Here is an 18,542-nt window from a genome sequence, read left to right as displayed (position 1 = left end):
CTGGAGTCGAGCGACGAGCCGCTGCTGACCGACAAGCTGGTGGACGTCAGCCCGCAAGCGCTGCGCATGAGCAGCCCGTTCAACGCCGGCTACTGGCTCAGCGCGGCCTGACGGTCGACTTCCCCGCCCTGGTGCCTAGCGGCGGGGGCGGAATCAGCGGGGCGCCCCCAGCGCCTGGGCCAGGGCCACGTACTCGGCCACGGGCACCTCTTCGGCGCGGCGCTGCACGTCGAAGGCGCCGCCGAAGCCCCGCTCCTCCAGCCAGCGGCCCAGGGTGTGGCGCAGCAGCTTGCGCCGCTGCGAAAACGCGACCTGCACCAGCTCCTCCAGCAGCGTGGGGTCGAGCGCCGCAGGCTGCGGCCGGGGTTCCATGCGCACCACGGCGCTGTCCACGCGCGGGGGCGGATCGAACGCCTCGGGCGGCACGAACAGCACCTCCTCCATCGCGTAGCGCCACTGCAGCATCACGCTCAGCCGGCCATAGGCCGCGCTGGCCGGGGCGGCCACCATGCGGTCCACTACCTCTTTTTGCAGCATGAAGTGCTGGTCCTGCACCCGGTCGGCCCAGCGCAACAAATGAAACAGGATGGGGGTGGAGATGTTGTAGGGCAGGTTGCCGACCACGCGCAGGCGGCGCGCCGCTGCGCCCGGGCCGGCGGCACAGCGCGCGGCCAGCGCGCCGAAGTCCACGGTCAGCACGTCGGCCTCCACCACCTCCAGATGGGGGTGGTGGCGCAGGCGGGCCGCCAGGTCGCGGTCCAGCTCGATCACGGTCAGCCGCCCCAGCCGCTCGACCAGCGGCTGGGTCAGGGCGGCCAGCCCGGGGCCGATCTCCACCATGCAGTCGCCCGCCTCGGGGTCGATGGCGCGCACGATGGCGTCGATGATGGCCGGATCGCTCAGAAAGTGCTGGCCAAAGCGCTTGCGCGCGCGGTGCCCGTGTACACCGATGGGGTCGGGGCGCGGAGGGTTCACTGCGGCGGCTCGCGGTATTCGACGTAGGCCCGTCCGCGCAGTTCGCGCACCTGTTCCTCGAAGGCCTCTTCGGCCTTTTGCTGGCGCAGCAGCGCGCGCACCGCTTCGCGCATCTCGCGCGGGCTGCGCTCCACCTCGCGCCGCTCCAGCACCTCGATCAGGTGCACGCCAAAGCGCGTGGGCACCGGCGCGGACACCTGGCCGGGGGCGAGCGCGTCCATCGCCTGCTCGAACTCCGGCACGAACAGGCCCGGCGCGGCCCAGCCCAAGGCACCGCCCTCGCGGGCCGAGCCGTCCTCGCTGACCTCGCGCGCGGCGGCCTCGAAGGTGGTCTGCCCGCTGACGATGCGCTCGCGCAGGGCTTGCAGCCGCGCCGCGGCGGCGCGCTGCGCGGCCTCGTCCGTGGCGCGCAGCAGGATGTGGCGCACCCGGGTCTGGGTCACGGTCGGCTCGGGCAGGTTGGCGTCGCGCTTGGTCACGACGCGCAGGACGTGAAAACCGGCGCCGCTGCGCAGCGGACCGACGATGTCGCCGGCGCGCGCGCCGCGCACCGCCTCCCAGAACAGCGTGGGATAGCGGTCCGCGCGCCGCAGCCCCAGGCGCCCGCCGTTCGCGGCTTCGGGTGCCTGGGACAGGCGCCGCGCCAGGGTGGCGAAGTCCTCGCCGCTGCGGGCCCGCCGCGCGACGTCCTCGGCCGTCTGGCGGGCGCGCGCCACCTGCTCGGCGTCGGCCTGCTCGGGCACGGGGATCAGCACCTGGGCCAGCTCCAGCACGGTGCGCGCCGGGTCGGTGCTGCCCTGGTGCTGGCGCAGGTAGGCGTCGATGTCGCCTTCGGTCACGCGCACGCGGGCTTCCTCGCGTTCGCGCAGGCGCTGTAGGGTCAGCTCGTTGCGCAGATTGGCGCGAAAGGCCGCGAGCGTCAGCCCCGCTTGCGGCAGGCGCTCGCGCAACTGCGCCACGCTCAGCCCGTTGCGGCGCGCGACTTCGGCCTCGGCCGCGTCCACCGCGGAGTCTTCGACCCGGATGCCGGCGTCGGCGGCGGACTGCAGCAACACCTTTTCGTCGATGAGCTGCTCCAGCACCTGGCGCGGCAGGGCCGCGCGCTCGGCGGCGGGCGCATTGGCGGGCACGTCGATGCGCGCCAGCCGCGCCCGCACTTCGGAGGCGGCGATCGGCTCCCCGTTGACCAGCGCGACGATGTAGTCGGCCGTGGACAGCGCGGCGGGGGCCGTCGGCTGGGCGCTTGCCGCCAGCGGAGCGATCCACAGGACGGCGCACAGCAGGTGGGCCGCGGCGCGGGTGATCGGCGTCGGTTCATTCATAGCGTTCGAAGCGGCTCGGCGGGTTGACGTCCTCGCGCAGGTACTGGTAGCGCGGCACCTGCGTGCGCAAGGTCTGCAGCGGGTTGCTGCCCAGGCGGGAGAAGCCCGAGAACTCCAACTGGAACAGGATGCGCTGGTTGGCGCTGGTGCGGCTTTGCTGCAGCCGCTCCAGCACCACGCGGCCGATCCAGCATCCCGCATCGTATTCGAAGCCCGCCACCAGATCGATGACGCGGCGGTCGGTGAAGCTGTAGTTGACGCGGCCGACCCCGTACCACTGCTGCGGCCCGAGCGCCCGGCCCGGCACGTCGGCCGGCGCCCCGTCGCCGCCCAGCGCGGCCAGAGGCCATTGCCAGCCCAGGTCGAGCTGGCGGCTGCGCGCGGTGGTGGTCTCGTTGTTGCGGTAGGCGGCGCTGAGCACCCGGTAGGGGCCGGGCAGGTAGCGCGCAGACAGCAGGGTGCGCACCGAGGTCCGGCGCGCGACGTTGTACTGCCAGGTGCCCCCGAAGGACCACTGCGGGGTCCAGTTGACCGTGGCGCCGATCAGGATGTCGCTGCGCCCTTCGGCGGCCGCGCCTTCGTTGGGCAGGGTCACGCGCTGGTCTTGCAGGCGCAGGCGTTGCGCCACCCCCAGCGTGGCCAGTTCGGCGCCGCTGTCCGGGGCGTACAGCCGCGTCGTCAGTCCGTAGGTCAGCGTGCGCAGGTCGGCGATGCGGTCGTTGCCGCCGTAGGGGTTGGGCGAGAAGATGGTGGCGAGGTTGAAGTCGTAGGCGGCGCTGTCGTACACCGGCAGCAGGCGCTGGTCGCGGTAAGGGGTAGCGGCCAGCAGCACGCGCGGCTCCAGCGTCTGCACCACGGCCCGGTCCAGCAGCGTGGCCTGGCGCTCGAAGACCAGCCCGGCATCCAGCGCGGCCGTCGGCAGCGCGATGCCAACGCTGCGGCGCCCGTCGCCCAGCGCCTGCTCGAACCGGTATTGCCGCGCGTGCCACTGCAGGCTGGGCTCGACATACCAGCCGGGGGTTTCCCAGCGCCGGCTCAGCCGCACGATGCCCAGCGCGCGCGTGCCGTCCAGGTCGGTGCGCTGGTCACCGGCCGAAACGCCGTCCCACACGGTCGGCACCCGGTCGGTGGCAAAGCGCGTCACGTCCAGATCGGCGCTCAGCCGCCAGCCGTCGATGCCCCCCAGCGCAAAGCGGCCCGGGCGGTAGCGCAGCGCCACGGACGGCAGCCGGTCGTAGGGGGCGACGATCTGCTCGGAGTTGAGCGGCACCAGCGTGCGCGAGGCCCCCAGCGTCTGCCAGCGCTGGGCGGTCAGGCTGTAGCTCCACGGGCCGGTGCCGCCGCTGAGCACGGCTTCGTTGGCCAGCAGCCGCTGGGCCAGGTTGGTGATGGTGCTGGTGCGCGGAAAGTCGCGCCAGTAATCGTCGTCGCTGACGCGGTTGAGGTTGAGCCGCAGGCCGGCACCGGGCAGCGCGGCCAGCCCGGGCAGCGCCTGCTGGTGCTGCACCGCATACGCCCAGCGGTCGCGGTCGCGCAGGCGGTCGCTGGCCATCCAGGCCGCGCGCACCTGGCCGGCGTAGGCGGACTCCAGGTACCGGTACTCCCCGCCCAGATCCAGCCCGCGCTTGGTCATGAGCGTGGGGTAGAGCGTGGCATCGCGGTTGGGCGCCAGGTTCAGGTAGTAGGGGACGGTGGTCTCGAAGCCGCTGCGGTTGTCCAGGTTGAGCGTCGGGGGCAGCACGCCGCTCTTGCGCGCATCGGACAGCGGGAAGCTGATCCACGGCGCCGCCAGCAGCGGCACGCCCTGGAACTCCAGCCGCCCGCCGGTGGCCACGCCGGTGTCCGTCGCCTGATCGAACTGCACCTGGTCGGCCGTCACGGCCCAGGCCGGCGCCCAGCGCCCGCCGGGGGGGCGCTCGCAGGTGCTGTAGCGCACATCGTGGGCGATGGCCCGGTTCTCGTCCAGAAACTCCACCCGGCTGGCTTCGCCCTGCCCCCCGGTGCGCAAGAACTGGAAGCGCACCGCGTCGAAGCGGCCTTCGAACGTGTCCAGCTTGAGCTGCAGCCGCTCGCCCTCGTACACATTGCCCTGGCGGTTGATGCGCACCCGCCCGCTGGCAATCGCCGTGTCGTCCGCGGCGGTGTGTTCCAGCCGGTCCGCGCGCAGCGTCAGGTCGTGCCGTCGCAGCACGGCACCGCCTTCGACCGCGGTGTAGACGTCGGTCTGGCCCTGGATGCGCTCGCCCTCCACCACCGTCGGGGTCTGCCCGCGCAGGCTGGGGGGCAACTGCTCCAGCAGGGTCAGCGACGGCTGCAACACCAGCGGCTGGGCGCCGGCGGCGGTCGCGAGCCCGAACAGCCCCGCCACCCAGCCGCTGCGGCGCAGGCGTTGCCGCGGCGGTGCGCCGGTCGCGGTCGGGGCGGGGGTGGTGGGGCGCTTCGGCACGGTCGGACGGGGCGGTCGGCGGTGGCGTTCGTAGAATGCCGTCGATTATCCATGAGCACCCCTGACCCCACCCCCACCCCGCCCGTCGTCTGGCCCGACCCGGCGCGCGCCGCCGCCTTCGAGCGCTGGCTGGCGCACGTGGCCCCCGTGCACGGCCTGCGGCCGCAGACGCTGCGCCTGGCCAGCGCCGACGCGAGCTTTCGCCGCTACTTCCGCATCGACTGCGACGCCGCGCACGGCGGCGGCACGCGCATCGTCATGGACGCCCCGCCGGCGCACGAGGACAGCCGCCCGTTCGTGTGCGTGGCGGGTCTGATGCGCGAGGCCGGCGTGCGCGTGCCGCAGGTGCTGGACTGGGACGAGGCCGGCGGCTTCCTGCTGCTGACGGACCTGGGCACGCAGACGCTGCTGCAGGCGCTGGATCCGCAGCAGCCCGACGCCGCGCTGCCGTACTTCAAGGACGCGATCGCCGCGCTGGTGGCGTGGCAGCGCGCCAGCCGCCCCGGCGTGCTGCCGCCGTATGACGAGGCGCTGCTGCGGCGCGAGCTGGCGCTGTTTCCCGACTGGTACTTGGCGCGCCACAAGGGCATCACGCTGTCGGACGCGCAGCGCCGCACGCTCGAGGCGGCCTTCGACCTGATCGTGCAGCGGGTGCTGGCGCAGCCCACCGTGTGGGTGCACCGCGACTACATGCCGCGCAACCTGATGCTGCCCGCCGGCGGCTTCGACCCCGCGCGGCCCGAGGGGCGGCTGGGCGTGCTCGACTTCCAGGACGCCGTGCACGGCCCGGTGACCTACGACATCGCGAGCCTCATGCGCGACGCCTTCCTCAGCTGGGACGAGGAGGCGGTGCTCGACGTCACCATCCGCTACTGGGAGGCGGCGCGCAAGGCCGGGCTGCTGGACGCGGAGGGCTGGGCGCAGGACTTCGGGGCGTTCTACCGCGCGGTGGAATGGATGGGGCTGCAGCGCCACCTGAAGGTGGCCGGCATCTTCGCGCGGCTGACGCTGCGCGACGGCAAGCCGAAATACCTGGCCGATGCGCCGCGCTTCATCGCCTACATCCGCCACACCGCGGCGCGCTACCGCGAGCTCAAACCCCTGCTGCAGCTGATCGACGCGGTGGAGGGCATCGAGACCCCGGTGGCCTATGCTTTCGGCCGTCCGGGCATGAGCTGACGACCCCATGGCCGCCCCCCCGCGCATCCACCTGCCGCAGCCGCTCGAGGCCGGCCAGACGCTGGCGCTGCCGGCGGAGGCGGCCCGCCACGTGCAGGTGCTGCGGCTGCAGCCGGGCGACGCCCTGACGCTGTTCGGCGACCCGGCGCGCGGCGGCGAGTGGCGCGCGCGGGTGCACTCGATGGGCCGGCGCGACGTCACGGTGGCGGTGGAGGCTCATGCGGCCGTGGAGCGCGAGCCGGCGCGCGCGGTGCACCTGGCGGTGGGCATGCCCGCCAACGAGCGCATGGACTGGCTGGTCGAGAAGGCCACCGAACTCGGCGTGGCCAGCGTCCAGCCGCTGCTGACCGCCCGCACGGTGCTGCGGCTGGATGGCGAGCGCGCGGCGCGCAAGGTGGCGCACTGGCAGGCGGTGGCCGTGGCCGCCTGCGAGCAGTGCGGCGGCAACCGCGTGCCGCAGGTGCGCCCGGTGCGGCCGCTGGCGGACTGGCTGGCCGATCCGGCGCGCGCGACGCTGGGCGCGGGGGTCTGGCTGTCGCTGGCCACTGGCAGCGTGCCGCTGCCGGCTTGGGGCGCGGCGCACGGCGGCCCATGCCACGTCGTGCTGGGGCCGGAAGGGGGGCTCGCCGACGCGGAGGAGGCGGCGCTGGCGCAGGCGGGCCTTCAGCCGCTGTCGCTGGGCGCGCGCACCCTGCGCAGCGAGACGGCGGCGCTGGCGGCGCTCGCTTGCTTGACGCTGGGCCAGCCTCAGCCGGGCGCGGCCCAGACGGACGCATCGGTGTAGATCGCCTCCAGCGGCAGGCGCCGGCCGGCGGCGTGGTCCTCGATGCAGCGCAGCACCAGCGGGCTGCGGTGGCGCGCGCGGCTGGCGCGCACCTCCTCCAGCGTCAGCCACAGCGTGCGCACGATGCCCTCATCCAGCGCGCGGCCCGGCTCGGCCTCGCCCAGCGTGCCGGTGAAGGCCAGCCGCAGGTAGGTGATGTCCTCGCCGGTGGCCGGGCGCTGGAAACGCGACAGGTACACCCCCAGCAGCGCCGTCGGCGTGAAGCGGTACGCGGTCTCCTCCAGCACCTCGCGCACGCAGGCCTGCACCGGCCCCTCGCCCGGGTCCAGGTGGCCGGCCGGGTTGTTCAGGCGCAGCCCCTCGGGCGTGTGCTCCTCCACCAGCAAGTAGCGGCCGTCGCGCTCGATGATGGCCGCTACGGTGACACTCGGCTTCCAGCGTATGCGCATGGCACCATTATGTGGCGGCGGGGAGACCATCAGGGTAAACCCACCCATGCCCAGACGATGCGAGGGGCAGAATATGAGTCATCACATATATGCGGGGTGAGGGTAAACCCCGTTCGACAAGTGTCGGCGCGGCGATGGCGACCGGTGGCAAAACCGGGTACCCTGCCGGCGGTGGGCTGGCCCCGGCCGGCCCCAGAATGACGATGAGCCGGGTACCGCAGGCGGTGCCCCAACGAGTGAGGAGAACACCATGCGCATAGGCGTGCCTGCCGAGACGGCAGCACTGGAGACCCGGGTGGCCGTCACCCCGGAGACCGCCAAGAAGCTCGTGGCCCAGGGCCACACGGTGCTGGTGCAGGCCGGCGCCGGCGTGGCCTCCAGCGCCCCGGACCAGGCCTACCGCGCCGCCGGCGCCGAGATCGTCGACGCCGCAACGGCGCTGGGCGCCGACCTGGTGCTGAAGGTGCGCGGCCCCTCCGCCGACGAGCTGGCGCAGATGAAAGCCGGCTCGACGCTGGTTGGCATGCTCAACCCGTTCGATGCCGAGGGCCTGCAGCGCCTGGCCGCCGCCGGCCTGACGGCGTTCGCGCTGGAGGCCGCGCCGCGCACCACGCGCGCGCAGAGCATGGACGTGCTGTCCAGCCAGGCCAACATCGCCGGCTACAAGGCCGTGATGCTGGCGGCCAACCACTACCAGCGCCTGTTTCCGATGCTGATGACGGCGGCCGGCACCATTAAGGCCGCGCGCGTCGTCGTGCTGGGGGTGGGCGTGGCGGGCTTGCAGGCGATTGCCACCGCCAAGCGGCTGGGCGCGGTGATCGAGGCCTCCGACGTGCGCCCGGCGGTCAAGGAGCAGGTCGAGTCGCTCGGCGCCAAGTTCATCGACGTGCCGTACGAGACCGACGAGGAGCGCGAGTGTGCGCAGGGCGTGGGCGGCTACGCGCGCCCGATGCCGCAGAGCTGGCTGGACCGCCAGAAGGCCGAGGTGGCCAAGCGCGTCGCGCAGGCCGACGTGGTCATCTCCACCGCGCTGATCCCGGGCCGCCCGGCGCCGACCCTCGTCACCGAGGACATGGTACGCAGCATGAAGCCCGGCTCGGTGATCGTCGATATTGCGGCCGGCCGCGGCCCCGTCGGCCCGCACGGCCAGCCGGGCGGCAACTGCCCGCTGACGGTGCCGGACCAGATCGTCACCGCGCACGGCGTGACCATCGTCGGCCACACCAACCTGCCGGCGATGGTGGCGGCCGACGCCTCGGCGCTGTACGCGCGCAACGTGCTGGACTTCCTGAAGCTGGTCTTGCCCAAGGACGCCACCGCCGTGCACGTGCCCCTGGACGACGACATCGTCGCCGCCTGCCTGATGGCGCAGGGCGGCGAGGTCAAGCGCCGCGCCTGAGCGTCCCGTTTCCGATCCCTCCGCGAGGTTCCCCCATGGAAGCCGTCTCCCCCCTGCTCGTCAACCTCATCATCTTCGTGCTCGCCATCTACGTGGGCTACCACGTCGTGTGGAACGTCACGCCTGCGCTGCACACGCCGCTCATGGCGGTGACCAACGCCATTTCGGCCATCGTCATCGTCGGCGCCATGCTCGCCGCCGCGCTGACCGAAACCGGCCTGGCCAAGACCATGGGCGTGCTGGCCGTCGCGCTGGCCGCCGTCAATGTGTTCGGCGGCTTTCTGGTGACGCGCCGCATGCTCGAAATGTTCAAGAAAAAGGAGCGCAAGGCCCCGGCGGCTGCGGGTTCCACCGGTGAAGGAGCCGCCCAATGAGCATGAACGTCGTCGTCCTGCTGTATCTGGTGGCCAGCGTCTGCTTCATCCAGGCGCTCAAGGGCCTGAGCCATCCCACCACCTCCATCCGGGGCAACGTCTTCGGCATGGTGGGCATGGGCATTGCCATCGTCACCACCGTGGGCCTGATCACCACCCTGGCCGACCGCATGGCGCTCGACGAGGTCAGCGGCCTGGGCTGGGTCGCGCTCGGTCTGGTGGCCGGCGGCACCATCGGCGCGATCATGGCCAAGCGTGTGGAGATGACCAAGATGCCCGAGCTGGTCGCCTTCATGCACAGCATGATCGGTCTGGCCGCGGTGTGCATCGCCATCGCCGTGGTCACCGAGCCCTGGGCCTTCGACCTGGCGCCCAAGGGCGGGCAGATTCCGTTTGGCAACAAGATCGAGCTGTTCCTCGGCTCGGCCATCGGTGCCATCACCTTCAGCGGCTCGGTCATCGCCTTCGGCAAGCTGTCGGGCAAGTACAAGTTCCGCCTGTTCCAGGGCGCGCCCGTCGTGTTTGCCGGCCAGCACTGGCTCAACCTGGCGCTGGGCGTGGCCGTGATCGCCTTGGGGCTGACGTTTGCCGCCACGGGCGACTGGGCGGCCTTTTATGCGCTGACGGCGCTGAGCTTCGTGCTCGGTGTGCTCATCATCATCCCCATCGGCGGGGCCGACATGCCGGTGGTGGTGTCCATGCTCAACAGCTATTCCGGCTGGGCGGCGGCGGGCATCGGGTTTTCGCTGAACAACCCGATGCTCATCATCGCCGGCTCGCTGGTCGGCTCCTCCGGCGCGATCCTGAGCTACATCATGTGCAAGGCGATGAACCGCTCGTTCATCAACGTCATCCTGGGCGGCTTTGGCGGCGACGCTGGCGGCGGTGCCCAGGCGGCGCAGCAGCAGCGCAGTGTCAAGAGTGGCAGCGCCGACGATGCCGCCTTCATCCTCAGCAACGCCGAAACCGTGATCATCGTGCCGGGCTATGGCCTGGCCGTGGCGCGCGCCCAGCATGCCGTCAAGGAGCTGGCCGAGAAGCTCACCCACAAGGGGGTGACGGTCAAGTACGCCATCCATCCGGTGGCGGGCCGCATGCCCGGCCACATGAACGTGCTGCTGGCCGAGGCCGAGGTGCCCTACGACCAGGTGTTCGAGATGGAGGACATCAACGGCGAGTTCGGCCAGGCCGACGTGGCCATCATCCTGGGCGCCAACGACGTGGTCAACCCGGCCGCGCTGCAAAAGGGCAGCCCGATCTACGGCATGCCCATCCTCGAGGCCTACAAGGCCCGCACCGTCATCGTCAACAAGCGCTCCATGGCCGCGGGTTACGCCGGTCTGGACAACGAGCTGTTCTACATGGACAAGACGATGATGGTGTTTGGCGACGCCAAGAAGGTCGTGGAGGACATGGTCAAGGCGATCGAGTGACCCGCCCGTTGCCCCGCCTGGCTTCGTGGGCTGGGTGTCTGCGGCCGGTCGCCAGGGCGCGCCGACTGTCGACAGGCCGTCAAATGGAGCGAACGACCGTTCGGAAAAACCCCTAAACCGGGCGCTGTTGAACGGGGTTTCAGGAATAATGTCAGCACCGTCAGCCTGCTGTCAGGCAGATCGGACGATTCCAGGGCCATTCCCAAAAACCCAGACAGGAGACTGCATGAGCACCGTCACCGCCGCCGACAAGCCATGGCTGAAGCACTATCCCGAGGGCGTGCCCGCCGAGATCGACCCCAGCCGTTACCGCTCGCTGGTCGCGCTGATGGAGGAAAGCTTTGCCAAGTACGCCGACCGCCCGGCGTACAGCTTTCTGGGCAAGGAGTGGACCTACCGCGAGGTGGACGAGGCCTCGCGCGCCGTGGCGGGTTATCTGCAAAGCCTGGGGCTGCAGCGCGGCGACCGCGTGGCGGTGATGATGCCCAACGTGCCGCAGTACCCGATCGCGGTCGCGGCCATCCTGCGCGCCGGCTATGTGCTGGTCAACGTCAATCCGCTCTACACCGCGCGCGAGCTGGAGCACCAGCTCAAGGACAGCGGGGCGAAGGCGATTTTCATCATCGAAAACTTTGCCCACACCCTGCAGCAGTGCCAGGCCGCCACGCCGGTCCAGCACGTGGTGCTGTGCGCCATGGGTGACCTGCTGGGGGCCAAGGGCCTGATCGTCAACCTGGTGGTGCGCCACGTCAAAAAACTGGTGCCGCCGTTCCAACTGCCGGGGGCCGTGCGCTTCAACGATGCGCTGGCGCGCGGCCGCCGGGCGGGTTTTCGGCCGGTGGAGATCGGCCCCGATGACGTGGCCGTGCTGCAGTACACCGGCGGCACCACGGGAGTCAGCAAAGGCGCGGTGCTGCTGCACCGCAACATCCTGGCCAACGTGTTGCAGTCCGAGGCCTGGAACGACCCGGTCATGAAAAAAATCCCCCCGGGCGAGCAGTCCACGGCGGTCTGCGCGCTGCCGCTGTATCACATCTTTGCCTTCACGGTGAACATGATGTTGAGCATGCGCACCGGGGGCAAGACGATCCTCATCCCCAACCCGCGCGACCTGCCCGCGGTGCTCAAGGAGCTGTCGCGCCACACCTTCCACAGCTTTCCGGCGGTCAACACGCTGTTCAATGCGCTGGTGCACCACCCGCAGTTCGACACCGTCAACTGGCGCAACCTGAAGGTGTCGGTCGGCGGGGGCATGGCGGTGCAGGCGGCGGTGGCCAAGAAGTGGCTGGAGCGCACGGGCTGCCCGATCTGCGAGGGCTACGGCCTGTCCGAAACCAGCCCGTCGGCGAGCTGCAACCCGGTCACCACCACCGAGTTCACGGGCACCATCGGCCTGCCGCTGCCCAGCACCGAGATGAAGTGCATCGACGATGCCGGCAACGAGGTGCCGCAGGGCACGCCCGGCGAGATCGCCATCCGCGGCCCGCAGGTCATGGCCGGCTACTGGCAGCGCCCGGACGAAACCGCCAAGGTCATGACGGCCGACGGGTGGTTCCGCACCGGTGACATCGGCGTCATGGACGAGCGCGGCTACTTCAAGATCGTGGACCGCAAGAAGGACATGATTCTGGTGTCCGGCTTCAACGTCTACCCCAACGAGGTGGAGGACGTGGTCGCGCAGTGCGACGGCGTGCTGGAGTGCGCGGCGGTGGGCATTCCCGACGAACACTCGGGCGAGGCGGTCAAGCTGGTGGTCGTCAAGAAGGATCCGGCGCTGACCGAGGCGCACATCCGCGAATTCTGCGAAGCGCGGCTGACCGGCTACAAGCGGCCGAAGGTGATCGAGTTTCGCACCGAGCTGCCCAAGACGCCCGTGGGCAAAATTTTGCGGCGAGAATTGCGGGACAAGAAGTAACCTTTGCCGGAGAGCCCGCCATGGCCCGCGTCGCCGTCATCAGTGCCGTTCACGAGGAATTGGCCGAGATCCTGCAGCTCATGCCCGACGAGCGCAAGGTCAGCGTCGCGGGGCGCGAGTTCTGGCAGGGCCATCTGCAGGGCCACGAGGTCGTGGCGGTGCTGTGCGGCATCGGCAAGGTGGCGGCGGCCACCACCGCCACCGTGCTGCACGAGCGGTTTGCGCCCCAGCACATCCTGTTCACGGGGGTGGCCGGGGGGCTGGCCTTCGGCGCCGAGGTCGGCGACGTCGTCGTGGGCACGCGCTATCTGCAGCACGACCTGAGCGCCGCGCCGCTGTTTCCGCGCTGGGAGGTGCCCGGCACGGGCAAGATGCACTTCGACGCCGACCTGGTGCTGGCCCAGGTGCTGGAGGAGGCCGCGCGCGACGCGGTCACCTGGCTGCCCAAGCTGGTCAGCGAGGAGACGCTGCGCGCCCTGGGGCTGCACCGGCCCACGGTGCACCGCGGGCTGATCGTCAGTGGTGACCGCTTCATCACCAGCGCGGCCGAGTCCCAGGCCCTGCGCGAGGCGCTGCCCGAGGCCCTGGCGGTGGACATGGAGAGCGCCGCCGTGGCCCAGGTCTGCTGGGACTACGGCACGCCGTTCGCCGCGGTGCGCACGCTGTCCGACCGCGCCGACGACGAGGCGCACGTGGACTTTCAGGCCTTCATGCGCGACGTGGCGCGCCACTATAGCGCGCGCATCGTGCGCAAGGCGCTCAATCTGCTCTGAACCGGGGTGTACGGTGTGGCGTGGGCTTGCTAAGCTTGCGCCGATGCGAGCGACCACGACGATCGCCACCAAGCTGGTGTACGCCGGCTTGTGGTTGCTGCTGGCTGTGACCGCCTCGATCGGGGTCACGCTGTGGGTGACGTGGCAGCTCGAAGGCGGGGCAGCCGCCGTCAACGAGGCCGGCCGCCTGCGCATGCAGGTCTGGCGCCTGGACGCGGCGCGCACGCTGTCCGTGCCGGCCGAGCGCCGTGAGGCGCTGGTGCAGGAGCTGCTGGGCAGCCTGGAGCGTTTGCGTGCGGGGGATCCGCAGCGCCCGCTCTTCGTTCCCTGGACGCCGCTCATTCGGGAGCGCTTCGATGACGTCGAGGCCACCTGGAACCGGCAGCGCCACTTGTGGGACCCGAAAGTGCCGCCCGATCCCTCCGATGCCGGCGTGGCCTTTGCCATTGCCGAAATGCTCGTTGCGAAGGTGGACGAGCTGGTGCTGGCCATCGAGTCGGAGCTCTCCCGGCTGACCCGCATCCTGAATCTGCTGCAGTTCGCCATGATCGCCTTTGCCGTGGCCGGTGCCGTGTTCATGCTGTACACGGGGCAGCGCTATGTGATGCAGCCGCTGACCCGGCTGGCGCGGGCCATGACGGACCTGCAGCGCGGCGTCTTCGCCACGCGCGTCGCAGCGTCCAGCGGGGACGAGTTTGGCCAGCTGGCCAGCGGCTTCAACCAAATGGCGGCGACATTGCAGGAGCTGTATGGCCAGCTCGAGGCCAAAGTGGCCGAAAAGACGCGGGATCTGGAGGCCAAGCGGGCCAATCTGCAGGCCCTCTATGACATGAGCCTGTTCCTGAGCGACGCGGATTCGCTGCAGACGCTCTCCGACGGATTCGTGCAGCGGCTGCGCCAACGCGTCGGCGCGGATGCCGTGATTCTGCGCTGGGCCGACCCCGCGTTGCACGGGTACATGCTTCTGGCCGAGCATCAGATGCCGCGCGAGATCGTCGCGGCCGAGCAGGTGCTGCCCTGCGGCCAGTGCGAGTGTGGCCGTGCGCACCTGGAGCAACGCACCCGTGTGATCCCGATCGAGCGCGGCGACGCCTCGGATGTCGTGCACTGCGCCAGTTTGGGATTTCGCACCATGGTCAGCGTGCCGGTGCGCCTGCAGCACCGCGTGCTGGGCGAGATCAATTTGTTCTACCGGCACGCGCTCGCCCTGCACGAGGGCGAGCGCGAACTGCTCGATGCCCTGGCGGGACAACTGGCCAATGCCGTCGAGGGGCTGCGCGCGCATGCCCTGGAGCGTGAGGCGGCCGTGGCGCAGGAGCGCAACTTTCTGGCACGGGAGCTGCACGACTCGATCGCCCAGTCGCTGGCGTTCCTGAAGATCCAGGTCCAACTGCTGCAGGGCGCTTTACGACGTGGGGATTCCGCTGCGGCCGAGGGCCATGTGGCCGAGCTGCAAACCGGGCTGGAGGAAAGCCTGGCCGATGTGCGCGAGCTGCTGATGCACTTTCGCACCCGCACGCACGACGGCGACATCGTGACTGCCCTGCACGAGACCGTGACCAAGTTTCAGCACCAGACCGGCCTGACCGCGCATGTAGAGGTGCACGGCGGAGCCGTGGAGCTGCCGCCCGACGTGCAATTGCAGGTGCTGCATGTGGTGCAAGAGGCGCTGTCCAACGTACGCAAGCACGCCCGAGCCCATTCGGTCGTCGTGCATGTGCATAAGGGGGCGCCGTGGCGCTTCGTCGTGCGCGATGACGGTGTGGGATTCGACCCCGTGCATCACACACAGGAAACCCACATCGGACTGCGTATCATGCAAGAGCGCGCTGCCGCCATCGGCGCCCGGCTCACGGTGCATTCGGCGCCGGGTCAGGGAACCGCGGTGGAGCTGAGCGTACCGGTGGATGCTGCAGTGCAGGAGCGGTCCCCGACCCCGCTCGACCCGCAATTCCCCCGCGCGCCCGATACTGTTTCCTCCGTGTCATGAGACCGATCCGTTTGTTGCTGGTGGATGACCATCCCCTGTTCCGCCGGGGGTTGCGCGCCCTGCTTGGCCAAGCGCCGCGCTTGCAGGTCTGCGGCGAGGCGGGGGACGTGGGCGAGGCCTTGCGCCACTTGCGCGAGGCCGATGCCGACGTCATTTTGCTCGACAACCATTTGCCCGGCGTGCGTGGGGTCGAGGCCATCGGGACTTTGCGCGAGGCGGCACCGAGTGCCAGCATCCTCATGCTCACGGTCAGCGAGGATGCCGAGGACCTGGCCGCTGCGCTGCGTGCCGGGGCGGATGGCTACTTGCTCAAGACCACCGAACTCGACCAGCTCTGCGACGCCGTGGAGCGTGTCGTGGCGGGCGACTCCGTCATCAGCCCGCCGATGCTCAACAAGCTGGTGACGCTGATGCGCCAACCCGAGCCCGCGATGGCGGAGCCGTCGTGCGGCGATGGCGCACGGGCCGTGGCGTCGGGGGAGTCTGTGGCGGGGGATACGCCATCACCGCCACCCGCGCCCGCCCCCGCACCGCCGTCCGCGCTGGAGGTTCTTTCCGAGCGCGAGCGTGAGATCCTTGCGCTGATCGCCCGCGGGCAGAGCAACAAGATGATCGCGCGCGCACTCGACATCGCCGAGACCACGGTCAAAATCCATGTGCAGCACATTCTGCGCAAGCTGCACGTCACCTCGCGTGTGCAGGCCGCGGTGGTCGCGGTCAACCACGGGTTGGGTTGACACGGGGTGAGGGCGGCCCGCCCGTTACGGTGGCGTCCAGGTGGGCAGCGCGTACGCGACGATGCCGTAATGCCGGCCATAGCGGCCCAGCACGGTGTCCAGCACGCTGCGCGCCGTGGATTCGTCGCACAGCACCTCGAAACGCACATTGTTGGACAACAGCAGCCGATCGTCGCGCAGGCCCCGGTTGCCGCGTCCGCGCACTTCGCTGACCGTGTAGCCTTTTGCCCCGGCCGCCAGGATGTCGTCGCACAGGACGGATTCCAGCTCCGCCTCGGCGATCACCACCACGACGACACCGTGGTGTGGCGAGGGAACGCAGCCCGCGGTGTTCATGCCATCGTCCGGTAGAAGGTTTGGGTCATGGCCAAGTAGAGCGGTACGCCTGCCACCACGTTGAACGGAAAGGTCACCCCCAGCGACGCGCCCATCGACAGTGCCGGGTTGGCTTCCGGGATGGCGATGCGCATGGCGGCCGGCGCGGCGATGTACGAGGCACTGGCGTACAGCACCGCGAGCAGGTGGGTGTTGCCCACTGGAAGGCCCAGCAGCCAGCCCACCAGCACGCCCCCCGCGGCGGATACGATGGGCATCAGGATACCAAAGCCGACCAGAAAAAGGCCCACCCGTCGCAGGTCGGCCAGACGGGCCGCCGTCGTCACGCCCATGCCCAACAGAAACAGCGCGAGGAAGCCTTTGAACAGCCCCTCGAAGAACGGCACCAGGGCGGCGCCTCCGTCACGGCCCCAGATCCAGCCGATCACCAGTGCCCCCAGCAACAGCACGATCGCCTTGCCGGTCAGTACCTCGTGGGCTAGGCGCCGCCAGTTGGCATCGGCCTTCAGGCCCTTGGCCAGCAACACCCCGACGATCAGGGCCGGGAACTCCAGAAACACCAGGAACACCGACATGTAGCCGTCATAGCCCAAGCCCTGACGGCTCAGGTACGACGCACCGACCGCAAACGTGACGACCGACACCGAGCCGTAGTGCGCCGAGATCGAGGCCGCGTCGGCATGGGGCAGCCGACCCAGGCGCAGCAACACCTGGTAGGCCACCATAGGGGTGACGGCGCTCGCGGCGACGATGACCAGCGTGGGCACGATCAACGCGCCCACGTCGCTGCTGGCCAACTCGAAGCCGCCCTTGAGGCCGATGGCGATCAGCAGGTAGATCGTGAGCGTGTCGTACAACCCGCCGGAGAGCTTCAGGTCCGAGCGCAGCAGGCCCGCGATCAGGCCCAGCACGAAGAAACCCACCACCGGGTCCACGACCGCCATGGTTCAGGCACTCCGGGTGTCGGGGTTGTGCTTCAGGACATCGTGCCGACGCACCTCGGTCAGGTACATCCAGATCAGCGAAACCCAGACCACGCCATACATCAGCATGAAGGCACTGGAGCGGATGCCCGTCACATCGAGCAGCGCGCCGAACAGAATCGGCAGAATGAAGCCGCCCATGCCGCCGGCCAGCCCGACGATGCCGGAGATGGTGCCGATGTTCTTGGGATACTCATCCGAGATGTACTTGAAGACGCTGGCCTTGCCAAATGCCCAGGCGATGCCCAGCACGAACATCAGCGCGGTGAAGGCGTAGACGTTGAGCCCGATGTGGAAGGTCTTCGGACCCTCCACCGTCTGGATGGTGAAATCGGTCTGCGGGTAGCTGAGCAGGAACAGACAGATCCAGCTCACCCACATGACCCACCACGTCACGGTGTGGGCGCCGTACTTGTCGGACAGCCAGCCGCCGATGGCGCGCAGCACACCGCCCGGCAGCGAGAAGCACGCCGCCAACAGCGCGGCGACGCGGATGTCCAGTCCGTATTCACCGACGTAGTACTGCACCATCCACAGCGACAGCGCCACGTAGCCACCGAACACGATGCTGTAGTACTGACAGTACTTGAGCACGGTCGGGTCTTTCAGGGCCTTGAGCTGATCGACGAAGCGTGTGTGGCTCGGGACCAGGTGGGATGCATCGTGGTGGCTGAACAGCCAGAACAGGATGACCGTACCCAGCATGACGGCGGCGTACACCTGCGGCACCATGGTCCAACCGAAGGCCACCACCAGGGCCGGGGCAACGAATTTGTTGACCGCCGCCCCGGAGTTGCCGGCACCGAAGATGCCCATGGCCATGCCTTGACGCTGCTTGGGGAACCAGCGCGCGACGTAAGGGGTGCCCACCGAGAACGACCCGCCCGCAAGACCGACGAACAGGCCAATCACCAGAAAGTGCCAGAACTCGGTCGCATAAGCCATGAGCCAGATGGCCGGCACCGTCACCGCCATCAACAGGGTGAAGACGATGCGCCCGCCGTATTTGTCGGTCCAGATGCCCAGCGGCACCCGCACCAGCGAGCCAGTGAGCACCGGCGTTGCGGTGAGCAGCCCGAACTGGGTGGCGTTGAGTCCGAGCTCTTTCTTCAGCGGAATTCCGATGACGCCAAACATCATCCAGACCATGAAGCACACCGTAAAGGCCAGCGTGCTGACGATGAGCACCGACCAGGCCTGGCGGCTGTGGGGGGTGGGTGAGGGGGTCATGACAAGCATCCTCCATACCGTGTAGGGATGGCAGGCACTGTAGGCAGCCGATGGCGGGCTGCCTATCCACCGGACGGGGAGGCGCGGACGGTCATCCGGAGGACGGGTCTGGCCATCGCCATCCTCCGAACGGAGGATGCGCACCCGATGGGCATCGCCCATCGGAAGCGGGGGCGGGTGCCGATCGGTGGATAGGCAGGGCTGGCCGACGCAGGCA

General features: G+C 69.8%; 16 protein-coding genes. 9 read left to right on the top strand and 7 right to left on the bottom strand.

Annotated features, from left to right (window positions below; all coding sequences use genetic code 11):
* Positions 1 to 153: 153 nt before the first annotated feature.
* From rsmA to A9O67_RS04795, 3 genes are read right to left on the bottom strand one after another with little or no spacing between them, the layout of a single operon-like run.
* Positions 154 to 975 carry a 16S rRNA (adenine(1518)-N(6)/adenine(1519)-N(6))-dimethyltransferase RsmA gene (gene rsmA / locus A9O67_RS04805; RefSeq protein ID WP_231960215.1) on the bottom strand — a complete coding sequence of 274 codons (822 nt, stop codon included), beginning with the start codon at positions 973 to 975 and terminating at the stop codon, positions 154 to 156.
* Positions 972 to 2,297, bottom strand: a complete 1,326-nt coding sequence (locus A9O67_RS04800; protein WP_068607909.1) for a peptidylprolyl isomerase — start codon at positions 2,295 to 2,297, stop codon at positions 972 to 974. Before A9O67_RS04800 ends, rsmA begins: the two co-directional genes overlap by 4 nt.
* Positions 2,290 to 4,743, bottom strand: a complete 2,454-nt coding sequence (locus A9O67_RS04795; protein WP_068607906.1) for an LPS-assembly protein LptD — start codon at positions 4,741 to 4,743, stop codon at positions 2,290 to 2,292. The genes A9O67_RS04800 and A9O67_RS04795 overlap by 8 nt, the downstream gene beginning before the upstream one ends.
* A gap of 51 nt (positions 4,744 to 4,794) precedes the next feature.
* Between A9O67_RS04795 and A9O67_RS04790 the strand changes: the two genes are divergently transcribed.
* Positions 4,795 to 5,922, top strand: a complete 1,128-nt coding sequence (locus A9O67_RS04790) for an aminoglycoside phosphotransferase family protein (RefSeq protein WP_068607904.1) — start codon at positions 4,795 to 4,797, stop codon at positions 5,920 to 5,922.
* A 7-nt stretch (positions 5,923 to 5,929) separates the two neighbouring features.
* The gene (locus A9O67_RS04785; protein ID WP_068607901.1) at positions 5,930 to 6,706 is read left to right on the top strand and encodes a 16S rRNA (uracil(1498)-N(3))-methyltransferase; all 777 of its coding nucleotides are present in this window, start codon (positions 5,930 to 5,932) and stop codon (positions 6,704 to 6,706) included.
* Here A9O67_RS04785 and A9O67_RS04780 read toward each other — a convergent pair.
* On the bottom strand, positions 6,670 to 7,155 hold the full coding sequence (locus A9O67_RS04780; RefSeq protein ID WP_068607898.1) for an NUDIX hydrolase: 486 nt from the start codon (positions 7,153 to 7,155) through the stop codon (positions 6,670 to 6,672). The two genes, A9O67_RS04785 and A9O67_RS04780, sit on opposite strands and share 37 nt — an antisense overlap.
* A gap of 250 nt (positions 7,156 to 7,405) precedes the next feature.
* Between A9O67_RS04780 and A9O67_RS04775 the strand changes: the two genes are divergently transcribed.
* From A9O67_RS04775 to A9O67_RS04745, 7 genes are all read left to right on the top strand, one after another.
* On the top strand, positions 7,406 to 8,554 hold the full coding sequence (locus A9O67_RS04775; protein ID WP_068607895.1) for a Re/Si-specific NAD(P)(+) transhydrogenase subunit alpha: 1,149 nt from the start codon (positions 7,406 to 7,408) through the stop codon (positions 8,552 to 8,554).
* A 35-nt stretch (positions 8,555 to 8,589) separates the two neighbouring features.
* Positions 8,590 to 8,928 (top strand): NAD(P) transhydrogenase subunit alpha, encoded by a 339-nt coding sequence (locus tag A9O67_RS04770; RefSeq protein WP_068607892.1) that lies wholly within the window; start codon positions 8,590 to 8,592, stop codon positions 8,926 to 8,928.
* Positions 8,925 to 10,361, top strand: a complete 1,437-nt coding sequence (locus A9O67_RS04765; protein WP_068607888.1) for an NAD(P)(+) transhydrogenase (Re/Si-specific) subunit beta — start codon at positions 8,925 to 8,927, stop codon at positions 10,359 to 10,361. The genes A9O67_RS04770 and A9O67_RS04765 overlap by 4 nt, the downstream gene beginning before the upstream one ends.
* 226 nt (positions 10,362 to 10,587) lie before the next feature.
* On the top strand, positions 10,588 to 12,276 hold the full coding sequence (locus A9O67_RS04760; RefSeq protein ID WP_068607885.1) for a long-chain-fatty-acid--CoA ligase: 1,689 nt from the start codon (positions 10,588 to 10,590) through the stop codon (positions 12,274 to 12,276).
* Between the two features lie 20 nt (positions 12,277 to 12,296).
* The gene (locus tag A9O67_RS04755) at positions 12,297 to 13,049 is read left to right on the top strand and encodes a 5'-methylthioadenosine/adenosylhomocysteine nucleosidase (protein WP_068607883.1); all 753 of its coding nucleotides are present in this window, start codon (positions 12,297 to 12,299) and stop codon (positions 13,047 to 13,049) included.
* Between the two features lie 43 nt (positions 13,050 to 13,092).
* Positions 13,093 to 15,039 carry a type IV pili methyl-accepting chemotaxis transducer N-terminal domain-containing protein gene (locus tag A9O67_RS04750; protein ID WP_068607880.1) on the top strand — a complete coding sequence of 649 codons (1,947 nt, stop codon included), beginning with the start codon at positions 13,093 to 13,095 and terminating at the stop codon, positions 15,037 to 15,039.
* Positions 15,036 to 15,776 (top strand): response regulator, encoded by a 741-nt coding sequence (locus A9O67_RS04745; RefSeq protein WP_068607878.1) that lies wholly within the window; start codon positions 15,036 to 15,038, stop codon positions 15,774 to 15,776. Before A9O67_RS04750 ends, A9O67_RS04745 begins: the two co-directional genes overlap by 4 nt.
* Before the next feature lie 24 nt (positions 15,777 to 15,800).
* On the opposite strand, the gene A9O67_RS04740 is transcribed toward A9O67_RS04745, so the two are convergent.
* From A9O67_RS04740 to A9O67_RS04730, 3 genes are read right to left on the bottom strand one after another with little or no spacing between them, the layout of a single operon-like run.
* Positions 15,801 to 16,112: a P-II family nitrogen regulator gene (locus tag A9O67_RS04740; protein WP_068607872.1), complete on the bottom strand. Its 312-nt coding sequence runs from the start codon at positions 16,110 to 16,112 to the stop codon at positions 15,801 to 15,803.
* Positions 16,109 to 17,056: a sodium-dependent bicarbonate transport family permease gene (locus tag A9O67_RS04735; protein WP_068607869.1), complete on the bottom strand. Its 948-nt coding sequence runs from the start codon at positions 17,054 to 17,056 to the stop codon at positions 16,109 to 16,111. The genes A9O67_RS04740 and A9O67_RS04735 overlap by 4 nt, the downstream gene beginning before the upstream one ends.
* 3 nt (positions 17,057 to 17,059) lie before the next feature.
* Entirely contained in the window at positions 17,060 to 18,325 is a 1,266-nt protein-coding gene (locus tag A9O67_RS04730) for an MFS transporter (protein ID WP_231960213.1), read from the bottom strand.
* Between the last annotated feature and the right edge of the window lie 217 nt (positions 18,326 to 18,542).

Source organism: Tepidimonas fonticaldi (assembly GCF_001675355.1).
Classification (GTDB): domain Bacteria; phylum Pseudomonadota; class Gammaproteobacteria; order Burkholderiales; family Burkholderiaceae_C; genus Tepidimonas; species Tepidimonas fonticaldi.
This window is presented reverse-complemented; position numbering and strand designations above follow the sequence as displayed.

What these genes read in the sequence shown, in the direction of transcription:
- A9O67_RS04800 (WP_068607909.1), bottom strand. Translation starts at nt 2,297, where the DNA reads ATGAATGAACCGACGCCGATCACCCGCGCCGCGGCCCACCTGCTGTGC.
- A9O67_RS04790 (WP_068607904.1), top strand. Translation starts at nt 4,795, where the DNA reads ATGAGCACCCCTGACCCCACCCCCACCCCGCCCGTCGTCTGGCCCGAC.
- A9O67_RS04785 (WP_068607901.1), top strand. Translation starts at nt 5,930, where the DNA reads ATGGCCGCCCCCCCGCGCATCCACCTGCCGCAGCCGCTCGAGGCCGGC.
- A9O67_RS04780 (WP_068607898.1), bottom strand. Translation starts at nt 7,155, where the DNA reads ATGCGCATACGCTGGAAGCCGAGTGTCACCGTAGCGGCCATCATCGAG.
- A9O67_RS04775 (WP_068607895.1), top strand. Translation starts at nt 7,406, where the DNA reads ATGCGCATAGGCGTGCCTGCCGAGACGGCAGCACTGGAGACCCGGGTG.
- A9O67_RS04770 (WP_068607892.1), top strand. Translation starts at nt 8,590, where the DNA reads ATGGAAGCCGTCTCCCCCCTGCTCGTCAACCTCATCATCTTCGTGCTC.
- A9O67_RS04765 (WP_068607888.1), top strand. Translation starts at nt 8,925, where the DNA reads ATGAGCATGAACGTCGTCGTCCTGCTGTATCTGGTGGCCAGCGTCTGC.
- A9O67_RS04760 (WP_068607885.1), top strand. Translation starts at nt 10,588, where the DNA reads ATGAGCACCGTCACCGCCGCCGACAAGCCATGGCTGAAGCACTATCCC.
- A9O67_RS04755 (WP_068607883.1), top strand. Translation starts at nt 12,297, where the DNA reads ATGGCCCGCGTCGCCGTCATCAGTGCCGTTCACGAGGAATTGGCCGAG.
- A9O67_RS04750 (WP_068607880.1), top strand. Translation starts at nt 13,093, where the DNA reads ATGCGAGCGACCACGACGATCGCCACCAAGCTGGTGTACGCCGGCTTG.
- A9O67_RS04745 (WP_068607878.1), top strand. Translation starts at nt 15,036, where the DNA reads ATGAGACCGATCCGTTTGTTGCTGGTGGATGACCATCCCCTGTTCCGC.
- A9O67_RS04740 (WP_068607872.1), bottom strand. Translation starts at nt 16,112, where the DNA reads ATGAACACCGCGGGCTGCGTTCCCTCGCCACACCACGGTGTCGTCGTG.
- A9O67_RS04735 (WP_068607869.1), bottom strand. Translation starts at nt 17,056, where the DNA reads ATGGCGGTCGTGGACCCGGTGGTGGGTTTCTTCGTGCTGGGCCTGATC.
- A9O67_RS04730 (WP_231960213.1), bottom strand. Translation starts at nt 18,325, where the DNA reads ATGACCCCCTCACCCACCCCCCACAGCCGCCAGGCCTGGTCGGTGCTC.